We start from the raw sequence: 13,599 nt of genomic DNA, 5'->3' as shown, positions 1-13,599 counted from the left end.
ACAGATACTTTATAATTATTAATTTTGCATCAATTAATTATATGCATTGTTAGTTCAATGCTTTATCATTTGGTGATGCAAACAGTGCTTTCATTTCATCCGAGATAGTGAATTCTAAATTGAGGTTTTTCGGTGGAATTGGGGCATTAAACCAACGATTGAACGATTTTTCTGCTGCGCCAGATTTTTGCGCATTAGCAATGGTTTCATCAATTAACGACTTAAATTGTGTATCACCTTTGCGTAACATACAGCCATAAGCTTCTTCCGATTGAGGTGTTCCCACAATCTCCCATAACGCAGGTTTTTTCGCTTTAGCACGTTCACCCGCTAATAAGGCGTCATCCATCATAAAAGCAACGGCACGCCCTGATTCAAGTGTACGGAATGAGTCGCCATGATCTTTTGCGCTAATAATGCGCATATTCATTTTTTTCTCATCATTGAGCTTGTTGAGTAACATTTCAGATGTGGTGCCTGACGTAACAACCACATTTTTGCCCGCAAGATCAGCAAAATCTTTAATTCCACTGTCTTTTTTCGCAAGTAAACGTGTACCAACAATAAAAATAGTATTCGAGAAATCAGCTTGTTGTTGGCGAGCGAGATTATTGGTCGTTGAGCCACACTCAAAGTCAAATGTACCATTTTGTAATAGTGGAATTCGATTCTGAGAAGTGATAGGGATAAGGCGAACTTGTAGGTTAGGTTTGCCTAATTTTTCTTTTACTGCCTCAACAATTAGGTTGGAATAGTCTTGAGAATATCCGACCACTTTTTGTTGATTATCGTAGTATGAAAAAGGAACAGAGGATTCACGATGACCAACAATAATAATATCGTTATCGTTGATTTTTTTTAAGGTACCAGTGAGTTCTTCTGCTTGCACAGCTCCTGCAGCCCCTAAAATCATTAATGATAATGCTAGTTTACGCATGCGCATAATAACTCCTGTCGTGGTGATATTGATGTGTTGCTTTGTGTTACTTTTTTGTTTTAATTTGTTTTGATAATGTTAATAAATAGAACAAATAACATACGGTTGGGAAGTGCCATATTCCAAATACGAGAGCTATCTCTCAATAAAAGGATGAAATAAAAAATTGTTCAATGTTTTTTGGAAGTGATTTTCAATATTTAAAATTATTATAGTAATAACCATGAGAAGTTAAAGGTTAAAAAGAACAAAGAAGAAAAAGGCGTTAATCTAAAAAAGAAAAGAATTTGTAAAGTTTATCTTAAGGAGTTGTTTGTCTGTAGATTACCGTTAAGATAGCAGGTCAACAAATGAGGAAATCTATGCATAATTGGCGGTCAGGTCGCTGGCTAGTGTTGATAACAGTATTGCTGATCTTGTGTTGTATTGTTCAGCGCTCTATGGGGGCTCATGTGATTAGTGAGCGCTTAGCATCTGCTGTTTCGCAAACACAGTCCTCATTCTCGACGCCAATTGCAGAGCAACAAAATGCAAGTGAAGGGAAATATTCACTTTCAACCTGCGAATTAAGTGCTAAATCACTCTTATCGATTCCTCCTTTAGCGATTGAACCGCTTTTTTATACTTGGGCGGTATTACTTTTATTTGGTATGGCTGCCATTTATGTTTCTCGTCAACGTAGCCAGAAAAAACAACATCACCCACCTCCACGAATAAGGCTTCACCTTCATTACTGTATTCTAAGGGATTAGTAGCGCTTTAACTCAATAATACGTCTTATATTGAGGCGTTGTTTTATGTGTAGCGTTAGAGGATTTTTTAGGGAGTTGCTATGGTTCGTTCTTTTTTAATAGCATTGATGTTGATGCTATTTTCATTATCTTCATTAGCCGCCGATACAGGTTGGCTAACTATGCCAGACAATGATCATGCTCAGGTTAGGGCTACGGCTGACAAGTCATCGACAGGCGATGTTAAAATATTGCTTGAGGTGCAATTAGCGCCGGGCTGGAAAACATATTGGCGCTCTCCCGGAGAAGGTGGCGTAGCACCTGAAATTAATTGGACGCAATCTGTGTCTGATATGATATGGCATTGGCCATCACCTTCCGCTTTTGATGTCGCAGGTATTCATACCCAAGGTTACGATAAAGAAGTCGTCTTCCCCATTGAACTAAAATCTGTCGATAGCGATAACTTAAATGGGGTATTAACACTTTCAACCTGTAGTAATGTCTGTATTTTAACTGATTACTCATTAAATCTGGATTTAAACGAGCCTGCTCCCGCTGACTTTGAATGGCAATATAATCAAGCCATGGCCAAAGTACCAGTGACAAGTGGATTAATTTCTGCTGTTTCATCTGATTATCGAAATAGTCAATTAACCCTCTCATTACAACGAGAACAAGGTGATTGGCATCAACCTAATATTTATCTCGATCCACCACAAGGAATGCTATATGGCATTCCACAGTTAACAGCAAAAGGTGATCATTTATCTGTTACTGTCGATGTAACCGATGATTGGGGAGACGCTGCGGGTGACATTACAGGAAAACCACTCTCCTTTGTTGTGACTGACGATGGCTATTCACGTCAAGTCAATGACACTATAGGCCAAGGCGATAGCGTATCTCTGCCTACTGCTGACTCGGGGGTAGGATTATGGAGTATTTTAGCCTTTGCGCTGTTAGGGGGCTTAATTCTTAATTTAATGCCTTGTGTGTTACCTGTTTTGGCAATGAAATTGGGCTCAATTCTTCATATCGAAAAACGTGATACAGGGGCTATTCGTAAACAGTTTTCTGTTTCTGTTGTGGGAATTTTAGTGTCATTTTGGGCCTTAGCGCTGTTTATGACCGTATTACGCTACAGTCAAGAAGCAATAGGTTGGGGCATACAGTTTCAAAGCCCTTGGTTTATCGGCTTTATGGTGCTGATCACGGCTATTTTTACCGCTAATTTATTTGGCCTATTTGAATTACGTTTATCAAGTAATATGAATACCAAAATAGCGACAGCAGGAGGCCAAGGTTATAGTCGACATTTCTGGGAAGGGGCTTTTGCTACATTGCTTGCCACACCGTGTTCTGCCCCATTCTTGGGGACTGCGGTTGCTTATGCATTGATAGCACCATTAAGTGAGTTATGGTTAATTTTCACCGCATTAGGTCTTGGAATGAGTTTACCATGGATCATGGTTGCTATGTTTCCATCAATTGCCAAAGTATTGCCAAAACCCGGTAAATGGATGAATCGCCTAAGAGTTGTTTTAGGCTTTATGATGTTGCTATCTTGTATTTGGCTGATCACTTTATTGATCCCCCATTTTGGTATTGGCATTGTTGCGGCTATTTTTGTGGCTATCGCCCTGATCTTGCTTTTTGCTATTGCTAAACATTACGGCAAAAAAACGCTATTTGCTTCAATGGTGATCACCCTTATTTTGGGTGGTACAAGCTATCTATTTATTGCTCAGCCTGATACTCAGACCTTGGCGGGGCAAGATCATGTAAATTGGCAACCACTCTCAGAAGAGGCTATTCATCAAGCGTTAGCTGAAAATAAACGGGTGTTTATTGATGTTACAGCAGATTGGTGTGTTACCTGCAAAGCAAATAAATACAATGTATTATTACGCGATGATGTGCAAAAGGCACTTTCAGAGCCTGATGTTGTCGCATTAAGAGGGGATTGGACGAAACCGTCAGAACAGATCACCCAATTTTTAAAACAGCGCGGTCAAGTCGCCGTGCCGTTTAACCAGATTTATGGACCATGTAACAAGGAGGGGGAGATCCTACCGACTCTTTTAAATAAAGATCTAATGTTAACTATTCTTTCAGAGGCTAAAGGAGCCCAATAATGAAAAAAACACTTTCTGTACTGGTTATCTCTTCGTTACTTTTTGGTGCAAATGTTCAAGCTGCTGCCTTGAATGCAGCTCAAGAAAAAGAAGTACGTGCATTAGTTCGTGATACTTTAGTGAGTAATCCTGAGATTTTGGAAGAAGCTATCATGGCATTGCAAACTAAGAAGGCAGATGAGCAACAAGCACAGTTCCGTCAAGCATTGGCCTCTGAACATGATGCATTATACAACGATGCGGCAAGTCCACGTATTGGCGCTAAAGATGCTAAGTTAGTGTTAGTGTCGTTCACTGATTATAACTGCCCGTATTGCAAACGCTTTGACCCATTATTAGAAAAGATCACCGAACAATACCCTGATGTGGCGGTTATCATTAAACCATTGCCATTTAAAGGCGAAAGCTCTGCTAAAGCCTCTCAGGCGGTGCTTTCTGTCTGGAAAGAAGATCCAAAAGCATTCTTAGCACTTCATCAACGTTTGATGCAGAAGAAAACGATGCTAGATAATGCAAGTATTGAAGATGCAATGAAGAGCACTAATACTAGCAAAATTAAGTTAACTGATGACAGCTTAAAAACGTTGCAAAATAACTTAGAGCTTTCTCGTAAACTGGGTATTCAAGGTACGCCAGCGACGGTAATTGGTGATACTATTTTACCGGGTGCTGTTGATTATGATCAGTTAGAAATTATTGTGAAAGAACAACTGGCGAAAGTGAAAAAATAATGGCAAATCGTTTACGAAAATGGGGTAAAGAATTAGTTATTCTCGCCCTTATTTTTGTGGCTATTTCATTTGCTATGGACTGGTGGCGTCAACCAACGCCACCAGAACTTACTGATTTATCTACGCTTTATACAGTCGATGATAAACCAGTCTCATTGATTGCCCTTAGCCAAGAGAAACCATTACTGATCTATTTTTGGGCGAGTTGGTGTGGCATTTGTAAGTTAACTACACCGACGGTAAATGATTTAGCACAACAGGGTTATAATGTTACGTCTGTAGTTATCCGCTCTGGTGATGATGCCAAAATAATACGTGGCATTAACTCCAAACAACTGGTTTTTCCGGTTATTAATGATGATAGAGGGGCTATTTCTCAACGTTGGGGGATAAGTGCTACACCTTCTTTTGTTATTCTCTATAAAGGTGAAATGGTGCACTTTACAAGTGGCTGGACATCCTCTTGGGGATTAAAACTTAGGTTATGGTGGGCTTCAATTTAACTTGTTTATCAGAATTTAAATGAAGAAAAAATAATACCAGGTAAGCTGACAATAAAATCGATTATCTCATAGACAAGTTTTTTACGTCTGCGTTTTATTTTTGCTTCTTGGCTACCTTGAACAATTAATTCCTTTTCATTGTAAGTGCGTTTTGAGGTATTAATATGTATTGGTACAATATTAATAGGAATAACGATTTGATTATTCTTATTGGCTGGTGTTAATTGAGCTAATGTCCAACCATATTGATGTTGTTTATCTCCAAACGCATTTTTCTGGATAATACGACCGTAATAATCTTTACGAAAACCTTTTTCTTCATTATCGCTGGAAATCTGATGGGCATGTTGCCAATAAGGTAAAACATCTATTGGTGATAGAATGAGTCGCGATAGTGCTGGTGGGTCAAGTGGGATCATATTGAGACGTTTAGAGCTTGCTTCTTGTTTTTGCTCATAGGCTCTCGCTGTTTGCCAATGTAAAGGCACAATTGTTTCATCTTCAATAAGTTGATGAATCGAACGGGGTTGTTTTGATAATACCCAGCCAAATTCATTTTGTTGATTAAACATTTGGCGCTTGATCCATTTAGTTTCTTTATCTTTACGAAATCCTTTTGTTTCATTATCGGCAGATATTTTTTTCGCTCTTTGCCAAATAATATCAAGAATATATTCAGGGTAATGGATCATTGAAAAGTCCTTTTATTAGAAAAGCCCTTACTTAATTAATTGTTTTAAGATTAATTGAGCAGGGCTTTATTTAACATTAAGAACGACGCTTAATAAAAGCAAGAATTAAAAATACCCCTGCTAAAATCCACACTGGATAACTCCCCATTTTATAATAAGGTGTTGATCCTGTCGTGGGCGTCATTTTTTCAGCTAATGCACCGGCTTCAAATTGTGGAAGCTGGGCAATAACATCACCATTAGCAGCAATAAAGGCGGTAATGCCGTTATTAGTTGAACGTAATAATGGGCGTCCTAACTCTAATGAACGCATTCTAGCCATTTGAAAATGTTGCCATGGACCAATTGAATTACCAAACCAAGCATCATTTGAAATAGTTAATAAGAAACGTGTATCCGGCTTAAAGTTAGCACGAACTTGTTCTCCAAGAATAATTTCATAACAGATGGCGGCGGTTATTTTGGCATCATTTACCGTCAGTTGAGGTTGTATATATTCACCTTGGCTTAATGATGACATAGGTAAATTAAAAAATGGCGCTAATGGGCGCAATAAGGACTCTAAAGGGACATACTCACCGAAAGGCACAAGATGATGTTTGTTATAGCGATCTGTTGCCGGATATTGGTAAGCATAGTGCTCACCTAATGTAATAACACTATTATAAAAACGATAGCCTTCTAAGGTAGGACGCGCATCAATAATTCCTGTCATTAGATGCGTGTCTTGTGCTCTTAATTGTTTATCCAATTGCACTAAAAAGCCTTGTTGCTGAATTTCAACATCAGGGATAGCTGACTCAGGCCAAATAATTAAGTTTGCTTTACCCATAAAAGGGCGACTTAAAGTGAGATAGGTGTTTAACGTACTTTCTAAAGTACCGGGTTGCCATTTTAATGATTGCGCGATATTGCCTTGAACTAAGGCAATTTCTTGTGTTTCATCAGTTAAAGGTTGATACCATTGATAAGATTTAAAGCTGATAGGTAAGAGTAATAATATTGCTCCGATCACCGCACTATATAGTGATTTACGATAGATAGCGACAGCAATAAGTCCACTAATTATGGTCAGCAAAAAGGTTATCATGGTGACACCAAAAATAGGTGCAATACCTTTTAATGGGCCATCAATTTGGCTATAACCAAATTGTAACCACGGAAACCCTGATAACACCCAGCCCCTTAAAAATTCAGTGAGTTGCCATACAGCGGGAGCCGCAAAGACAAAACGCCAAAAGGTAGGTTTAGGGAAGAACTTGTTTAATAATCCGGCAAATAGGGCGGTATAAAGCGATAGGTAAAGGGCTAACAATATGACTAAGAAAATATTGATAGCAAATGGCATTCCCCCAAAATCAGCAATGCTGACATATACCCAGTTTACACCACTACCAAATAATCCAAATCCCCAGGCAAAACCAAGCCATGCCCCTTGTCGTGTGGTTCGTTGCGTTATTATCAGTAGCAAACCTGATAAAGAAATTAACGCTGCAGGCCAGAAATCAAAGGGAGAAAACGCGAGTGTGCCACTGGCACCGAAAAAAACCGCCAGTAGGGTGCGAACCCACTGGCGGTTTAATAAAGAGAAATTATTCATTAATATCCTACACATCATTACCTAGTTCAGGTACAGGCGCATCGTCAGGAATGTGCACATAAACCTGAATAATTTTACGGCTATCAGCCATAACAACTTTAAATTGGTAATTATCAATGGTAATAGTTTCACCTCTAGCAGGAAGATGACCGAAGGCTTGCATAACTAAACCACCAATCGTATCGACTTCTTCATCACTAAAGTGAGTACCAAATGCCTCATTAAAATCTTCTATTTGGGTTAATGCTCTCACTGAGTAGGTATGGCGACTTAATGGACGAATATCAATATCATCCTCATCATCATACTCATCTTCAATTTCGCCGACGATAAGTTCAAGAATATCTTCAATCGTGACCAAACCAGAAACACCACCAAATTCATCAATGACAATAGCCATATGATAGCGTTGCGAACGGAACTCTTTTAGTAAGCGGTCAACGCGTTTACTTTCTGGTACAACGACAGCAGAACGTAAAACTTTGTCTATACTAAATGGCTCAGCACCAGTACGCATAAATGGCAATAAATCTTTTGCCATTAATAAGCCTTCAATATGATCTTTGTCTTCACTGATGACAGGAAAGCGAGAGTGCGCTGAATCAATAATCACATCAAGGCACTCATCAAGGGTTTGATTGCGTTTTAATGTGACGATTTGCGAGCGGGGGATCATAATATCCCGTACACGCTGTTCAGCGATATCCATTACCCCCTCTAACATATCACGGGTATCAGGATCGATTAATTCTTTCTGTTCAGAATCGCGGATAAGCTCCATCAGATCATCACGATTTTTAGGTTCACCGTGGAATAACTGATTAAGCAATGTGAGAAACCCCTTTTTAGGACCAGGGTTATCGTTACTCGAAGATTGGTCGTCGCTCATGGCGTTTTAACTATTTTTCCTCATTGAATGGTTATTAGATATAGTATTTATCATAAAATAAAGAGAACTGTTACTCTTTTTCAATCAAATAGGGATCTTCATAACCTAATTTTTGTAAGATTTCTGTCTCTAAACCTTCCATTTCTTCAGCTTCATCATCTTCAATATGATCATAGCCTAAAAGGTGCAGACAACCATGGATAACCATGTGTGCCCAGTGCTCTTCAACAGTTTTATTTTGCTCATCGGCTTCTTTTTCAACGACCTGACGACAGATAATTAAATCACCCAGTAAAGGTAATTCCACTTCAGGCGGTGCTTCAAAAGGAAAAGAAAGTACATTAGTTGGTCTATCTTTTCCACGATAAGTTAGGTTTAACTCATGGCTTTCCGCTTCATCAACGATACGGATAGTCACTTCACTAATAGGCTGAAATTGCGGTAGTACGGCTTCCAGCCAAGTGATAAATTGGGCTTCACTCGGAAGCCCTTGTGTATTTTCAGTGGCAACTTGTAAATCAAGAATCACTTCACTCATGATTTTCTCTCTGCAGTCTCTCTTTTTCTGCTTTAATTGCTTGGCGGCGTTTTTGATCTTCAACTTCCCAAGCTTCATATGCGACAACAATCTTAGCAACCACAGGATGGCGAACCACGTCTTCACTATGGAAGAAGTTAAAGCTTAAATCATCGACATTAGATAGCACTTCTATGGCATGACGCAATCCGGATTTATGACCTCGAGGAAGGTCGATTTGCGTGATATCACCTGTGATGACCGCTTTAGAGTTAAAACCGATACGCGTTAAAAACATCTTCATCTGTTCGATTGTGGTGTTTTGACTTTCATCGAGAATAATAAATGCGTCATTGAGTGTACGACCTCGCATATAAGCTAAAGGGGCCACTTCAATCACATTACGCTCTATCAGTTTCTCAACTTTTTCAAAACCTAACATCTCGAATAACGCATCATAAAGTGGTCGTAAATACGGATCGACTTTTTGGCTTAAATCGCCGGGTAAAAAACCGAGCTTTTCACCCGCCTCTACCGCAGGGCGAGTCAGTAAAATACGGCGTACTTCTTGACGCTCAAGGGCATCGACAGCGGCAGCAACAGCCAGATAGGTTTTCCCTGTACCTGCAGGCCCGATACCAAAAGTAATATCGTGAGTTTGGATATTGGCAATATATTGCGCTTGGTTAGGCGTACGTGGTTTTATCACGCCGCGTTTAGTGCGAATATTGGTCGATTTCCCAAATTCAGGCACATGCTCATCACTTTGCTCAAGCACTCGGCTCTCTTTGATGGCAAGGTGAATTTGCTCAGGGTCGATGTCGGGTATCACACCTTTAATAGGTGAGGTTTCCACATACAGATGTCGCAAAATTCCTGCAGCTGCATTCACATTCAGTGATTTACCCGTTAGTTTAAAACGGTTATCACGGTGATTGATCTCGATACCTAAACGGCGTTCAAGTTGCTTAATATTGTCGTCAAATGGGCCACATAAACTCATTAAACGGTCATTATCTGCGGGCTCTAAGAAAATCTCTTGGGTCGCTACCTGTGTATGGGCTATTACTGTCACTGAGTATCCTTTTGTTAAGTCTGATCAATTAAGGTTGGTAAACACCTACACCTAATTCATCTTCTTTACGAGTACGGGCAATAACGGATTCTGGTGATTCATGGATACGTAAATCCATTTGATCTTCCGTTCTGACCACTTTACCACGCAATGAGTTAGCGTAAACGTCAACAATTTCGACATCAACGAATTTACCAATCATATCCGGTGTACCTTCGAAGTTAACCACGCGGTTATTTTCGGTACGACCTGAAAGTTCCATCACATTTTTACGTGAAGGGCCTTCCACAAGAATACGTTGTACGCTGTTAAGCATGGCACGGCTGTAGTTCATTGCTTGCTGATTAATGCGCTGTTGTAACAGATATAAACGCTGTTTCTTCTCTTCTTCGCTCACATCATCAGGTAAATCAGCCGCAGGGGTTCCTGGACGGGCTGAATAGATAAAGCTAAAGCTCATATCAAAGTTTACATCCGCAATTAATTTCATGGTTTTTTCGAAATCATCTTGCGTTTCACCTGGGAAACCAATGATAAAGTCTGAGCTTATCAGAATATCAGGGCGTGCTTTGCGTAATTTACGAATAATGCTCTTATATTCAAGAGCTGTATGATTACGCTTCATTAAGGTTAAAATACGATCTGATCCGCTTTGTACTGGTAAGTGTAAGAAGCTAACCAATTCAGGGGTATCTTCATAAACCGCAATAATATCGTCAGTAAACTCAATAGGGTGGCTGGTAGTAAAACGAATACGATCAATACCATCAATCGCTGCCACTAGGCGCAGTAATTCTGCAAAGCTACAGATTTGCCCGTCAAAGGTTTCACCACGATAAGCATTGACGTTTTGACCTAATAGATTAACTTCGCGTACCCCTTGAGCGGCCAGTTGTGCGATTTCAAATAGAATATCATCACAAGGGCGGCTGACTTCTTCACCACGCGTATAAGGCACTACACAAAATGAGCAGTATTTATTACAGCCTTCCATGATAGAAACAAATGCAGAAGGGCCTTCAGCACGAGGTTCAGGTAGACGGTCAAATTTTTCAATTTCAGGGAAACTGATATCGACCACTGGGCTTTTGGTGCCTTTTACCTGATTAATCATTTCTGGTAAGCGGTGTAAGGTTTGTGGTCCGAAGATAATATCGACACACTGCGCACGTTGACGAATGTATTCACCTTCTTGAGAGGCAACACAACCACCAACGCCGATGATAATATCAGGTTTATTATCTTTAAAATTTTTCCAACGTCCTAACTGATGAAAGACTTTTTCTTGTGCTTTCTCACGGATAGAACAGGTATTTAGCAGTAGAATGTCCGCATCTTCGGCGACATCGGTTAACTGATAACCGTGGGTGCTTTCGAGTAGGTCTGCCATTTTAGATGAATCGTACTCATTCATCTGGCAGCCCCAAGTTTTAATGTACAGTTTTTTTATCGTCGACATTGTATAAATCCGGTATTTACAGTGAGATAATAGCTAATCACTGAAAAACGTTGCGTGTAATAAGCCAATAAGGCGGTTATTGTAGTCATTTGTGTGGTCAGTGACTAGAGTCAGTCGGCGCTAATTCTTTCTGGCGTTCAGTTTTGCTTATTTCTAATAAACTGATATAGCGCTTACCTATTATTTTTAAAGCAATGAGTTATGGCATAACAATGATGAGAAATGTAAAAAACGATTTTGATGCAGTCATTGCCGGTGGTGGCATGATTGGCGCAGCCGTTGCCATTGGGCTAGCGCAAGAAGGGTTGCGTGTTGCAATGGTAGAACGGCAATCTCCAGCACCTTTTGATGCCTCATCTCATCCTGATATTCGTATTTCTGCGATCAGCTGCGCGTCCGTTAGTTTATTAAAACAGCTAGGTGCATGGCAACATGTTTTAGCGATGCGCAGTGCGCCATACCTAACCCTCGAAACATGGGAAGAAGATAATGCCCATGTTATTTTTGATGCGAAAAGTCTTGGTTTACCTGAATTAGGTTATATGGTTGAAAATCGCATTTTGCAATTGGCATTGTGGCAAGAAGCAGAACGTTATAGCAATATCACTTTATTATGCCCAAATAGTCTAAGTAACATGAAATACTTAGATAATAAATGGCAAGTCACGCTTGCTGATGGTCAGGAAATCACCACTCAGTTAGTTGTAGGGGCCGATGGGGCTAATTCGCAAGTACGTCAAATGGCAGGGATTGGCAGTAATGGTTGGCAGTATCGTCAATCCTGTATGTTAATCACCGTGAAAACGCAATTGCCACCAGAAAAGGGTACATGGCAACGCTTTTACCCTTCAGGGCCACGGGCTTATTTGCCTTTGTTTGATAATTGGGCTTGCTTAGTTTGGTATGATTCTCCGCAGAGAATTAGAAAGCTACAAACGATGCCAATGGCACAGTTAGAAAAAGAAATCGAACATGCTTTCCCTGAACGCTTAGGCAAAGTGACACCTATTGCTGCAGGCTCTTTCCCATTAACTCGTCAGCATGCTAGTCGTTATGTTGATAATGGTGTGATTTTAGTGGGGGATGCGGCACATACTATTAATCCATTAGCAGGACAGGGGGTTAACCTCGGTTATCGTGATGTGGATTGCTTGCTTAATTTAGTGGCGCAAGCGAAACAGCATTTTGAACCTTGGCATTCAATGGCATTGTTAAAAAAATATCAGCGCCGTCGTATGCCTGATAATATGCTGATGCAGGCAGGAATGGATCTTTTTTACCACGCTTTTAGCCATCAATTACCAGGTTTAAAATTAGCCAGAAATATCGGGTTGTTAGCGGCGCAGCATGCAGGAAAAGCGAAAGAAGCCGCGTTACGTTATGCTTTAGGGATTAAATGATGAGCAATGCGATGATCTGAATTGTATTCATCGATCATCGCATTAGGTTTAAGCCTTTAAGTGCTTAGCATGAAAGGCTATATGTTCACCGATAAAACTCGCGACAAAATAGTAACTGTGGTCATAGCCTTGATGTAAATTTAAACAGCATGCAAACTGTTTTTTATCACACACTTGTGCTAAACGTTCTGGCTGTAGTTGCTGTTGGTAAAAAGGATCATCAAGACCGACATCCACTCGTATGGGTACTGTCTGTGGTGTTTTATTCAGTAATTCAATCGTGTCATATTGTTGCCATTGTGCCATATCGTCGCCTAAATAAGCGCTGAAGGCTTTTTGTCCCCAAGGGACTTGGGTTGGTGCAACAATGGGTGAAAACGCTGAAATACTGCAATAGCGAGACAAATTACGCAAACCAATCATCAATGCACCATGTCCCCCCATTGAATGTCCACTAATAGCACGTCGCTCATTGGCAGGAAAATGTGTCTCAATCAATTTAGGGAGTTCATTAACAATGTAGTCATACATTTTATAATGACTATCCCAAGGTGCTTGTGTGGCATTCAGATAAAAACTAGCACCTTGTCCTAAATCATAAGCACTATCATCAGCCACATTTTCACCACGAGGGCTAGTATCAGGTACCACTAAAATAACACCGTGTTGCGCAGCATATTGCTGTGCTCCGGCTTTGGTAATGAAGTTTTGTTCATTACAAGTTAATCCAGATAACCAATATAAAACCGGATATTTTTGCCCATCTTCCATAGGCGGGAGATAGATAGCAAATTTCATCTCACAATTGAGGGTGGTAGAGGTGTGTTGATAAACCTCTTGCCAACCGCCAAAACAGGCATGGCGTTCAATGTTGTTCATTTTGACTCCTTAACAACAAAGTCAGACCTATTTGATAATAGGCCTGAG

General features: G+C 40.1%; 13 protein-coding genes. 5 read left to right on the top strand and 8 right to left on the bottom strand.

Features of this window, described 5'->3' with window-relative positions:
- Positions 1–49: 49 nt before the first annotated feature.
- On the bottom strand, positions 50–943 hold the full coding sequence (locus HMPREF3129_RS09705; RefSeq protein WP_004246040.1) for an amino acid ABC transporter substrate-binding protein: 894 nt from the start codon (positions 941–943) through the stop codon (positions 50–52).
- Positions 944–1,299: 356 nt separating this feature from the next.
- Between HMPREF3129_RS09705 and HMPREF3129_RS09700 the strand changes: the two genes are divergently transcribed.
- The 4 genes from HMPREF3129_RS09700 (at position 1,300) to HMPREF3129_RS09685 (ending at position 5,040) form a co-directional block, all read left to right on the top strand.
- The gene (locus tag HMPREF3129_RS09700; protein WP_004246039.1) at positions 1,300–1,689 is read left to right on the top strand and encodes a hypothetical protein; all 390 of its coding nucleotides are present in this window, start codon (positions 1,300–1,302) and stop codon (positions 1,687–1,689) included.
- Positions 1,690–1,769: 80 nt separating this feature from the next.
- Positions 1,770–3,806, top strand: coding sequence for a protein-disulfide reductase DsbD family protein (locus tag HMPREF3129_RS09695; RefSeq protein WP_036919932.1), 2,037 nt, complete (start codon positions 1,770–1,772; stop codon positions 3,804–3,806).
- Complete coding sequence (locus tag HMPREF3129_RS09690; protein WP_004247442.1) at positions 3,806–4,537, top strand: DsbA family protein; 732 nt, start codon at positions 3,806–3,808, stop codon at positions 4,535–4,537. Before HMPREF3129_RS09695 ends, HMPREF3129_RS09690 begins: the two co-directional genes overlap by 1 nt.
- Positions 4,537–5,040, top strand: a complete 504-nt coding sequence (locus tag HMPREF3129_RS09685; protein ID WP_036919933.1) for a protein disulfide oxidoreductase — start codon at positions 4,537–4,539, stop codon at positions 5,038–5,040. The genes HMPREF3129_RS09690 and HMPREF3129_RS09685 overlap by 1 nt, the downstream gene beginning before the upstream one ends.
- A gap of 8 nt (positions 5,041–5,048) precedes the next feature.
- Here HMPREF3129_RS09685 and HMPREF3129_RS09680 read toward each other — a convergent pair whose 3' ends face one another.
- The 6 genes from HMPREF3129_RS09680 to miaB form a co-directional block, all read right to left on the bottom strand.
- Positions 5,049–5,732: a hypothetical protein gene (locus HMPREF3129_RS09680; protein WP_070486965.1), complete on the bottom strand. Its 684-nt coding sequence runs from the start codon at positions 5,730–5,732 to the stop codon at positions 5,049–5,051.
- Positions 5,733–5,808: 76 nt separating this feature from the next.
- Complete coding sequence (lnt, locus tag HMPREF3129_RS09675) at positions 5,809–7,332, bottom strand: apolipoprotein N-acyltransferase (protein WP_036919936.1); 1,524 nt, start codon at positions 7,330–7,332, stop codon at positions 5,809–5,811.
- Between the two features lie 7 nt (positions 7,333–7,339).
- Positions 7,340–8,221 (bottom strand): CNNM family magnesium/cobalt transport protein CorC, encoded by an 882-nt coding sequence (gene corC, locus HMPREF3129_RS09670; RefSeq protein ID WP_004246033.1) that lies wholly within the window; start codon positions 8,219–8,221, stop codon positions 7,340–7,342.
- A 70-nt stretch (positions 8,222–8,291) separates the two neighbouring features.
- Positions 8,292–8,759: an rRNA maturation RNase YbeY gene (gene ybeY, locus HMPREF3129_RS09665; RefSeq protein WP_004246032.1), complete on the bottom strand. Its 468-nt coding sequence runs from the start codon at positions 8,757–8,759 to the stop codon at positions 8,292–8,294.
- The gene (locus tag HMPREF3129_RS09660; protein WP_004246031.1) at positions 8,752–9,813 is read right to left on the bottom strand and encodes a PhoH family protein; all 1,062 of its coding nucleotides are present in this window, start codon (positions 9,811–9,813) and stop codon (positions 8,752–8,754) included. The genes ybeY and HMPREF3129_RS09660 overlap by 8 nt, the downstream gene beginning before the upstream one ends.
- Before the next feature lie 28 nt (positions 9,814–9,841).
- Positions 9,842–11,272 carry a tRNA (N6-isopentenyl adenosine(37)-C2)-methylthiotransferase MiaB gene (gene miaB / locus HMPREF3129_RS09655; RefSeq protein ID WP_004246028.1) on the bottom strand — a complete coding sequence of 477 codons (1,431 nt, stop codon included), beginning with the start codon at positions 11,270–11,272 and terminating at the stop codon, positions 9,842–9,844.
- 212 nt (positions 11,273–11,484) lie between these two features.
- Between miaB and ubiF the strand changes: the two genes are divergently transcribed.
- Entirely contained in the window at positions 11,485–12,672 is a 1,188-nt protein-coding gene (gene ubiF / locus HMPREF3129_RS09650; protein WP_004247447.1) for a 3-demethoxyubiquinol 3-hydroxylase, read from the top strand.
- A 48-nt stretch (positions 12,673–12,720) separates the two neighbouring features.
- On the opposite strand, the gene fghA is transcribed toward ubiF, so the two are convergent.
- Positions 12,721–13,551, bottom strand: coding sequence for an S-formylglutathione hydrolase (gene fghA, locus HMPREF3129_RS09645; RefSeq protein ID WP_004247448.1), 831 nt, complete (start codon positions 13,549–13,551; stop codon positions 12,721–12,723).
- Positions 13,552–13,599 lie beyond the last annotated feature (48 nt).

The sequence above is a fragment of the Proteus sp. HMSC14B05 genome (genome assembly GCF_001808035.1).
GTDB classification, from domain to species: Bacteria; Pseudomonadota; Gammaproteobacteria; order Enterobacterales; family Enterobacteriaceae; genus Proteus; species Proteus mirabilis.
This window is presented reverse-complemented; position numbering and strand designations above follow the sequence as displayed.

What these genes read in the sequence shown, in the direction of transcription:
- HMPREF3129_RS09705 (WP_004246040.1), bottom strand. Translation starts at nt 943, where the DNA reads ATGCGCATGCGTAAACTAGCATTATCATTAATGATTTTAGGGGCTGCA.
- HMPREF3129_RS09700 (WP_004246039.1), top strand. Translation starts at nt 1,300, where the DNA reads ATGCATAATTGGCGGTCAGGTCGCTGGCTAGTGTTGATAACAGTATTG.
- HMPREF3129_RS09695 (WP_036919932.1), top strand. Translation starts at nt 1,770, where the DNA reads ATGGTTCGTTCTTTTTTAATAGCATTGATGTTGATGCTATTTTCATTA.
- HMPREF3129_RS09690 (WP_004247442.1), top strand. Translation starts at nt 3,806, where the DNA reads ATGAAAAAAACACTTTCTGTACTGGTTATCTCTTCGTTACTTTTTGGT.
- HMPREF3129_RS09685 (WP_036919933.1), top strand. Translation starts at nt 4,537, where the DNA reads ATGGCAAATCGTTTACGAAAATGGGGTAAAGAATTAGTTATTCTCGCC.
- HMPREF3129_RS09680 (WP_070486965.1), bottom strand. Translation starts at nt 5,732, where the DNA reads ATGATCCATTACCCTGAATATATTCTTGATATTATTTGGCAAAGAGCG.
- lnt (WP_036919936.1), bottom strand. Translation starts at nt 7,332, where the DNA reads ATGAATAATTTCTCTTTATTAAACCGCCAGTGGGTTCGCACCCTACTG.
- corC (WP_004246033.1), bottom strand. Translation starts at nt 8,221, where the DNA reads ATGAGCGACGACCAATCTTCGAGTAACGATAACCCTGGTCCTAAAAAG.
- ybeY (WP_004246032.1), bottom strand. Translation starts at nt 8,759, where the DNA reads ATGAGTGAAGTGATTCTTGATTTACAAGTTGCCACTGAAAATACACAA.
- miaB (WP_004246028.1), bottom strand. Translation starts at nt 11,272, where the DNA reads ATGTCGACGATAAAAAAACTGTACATTAAAACTTGGGGCTGCCAGATG.
- ubiF (WP_004247447.1), top strand. Translation starts at nt 11,485, where the DNA reads ATGATGAGAAATGTAAAAAACGATTTTGATGCAGTCATTGCCGGTGGT.
- fghA (WP_004247448.1), bottom strand. Translation starts at nt 13,551, where the DNA reads ATGAACAACATTGAACGCCATGCCTGTTTTGGCGGTTGGCAAGAGGTT.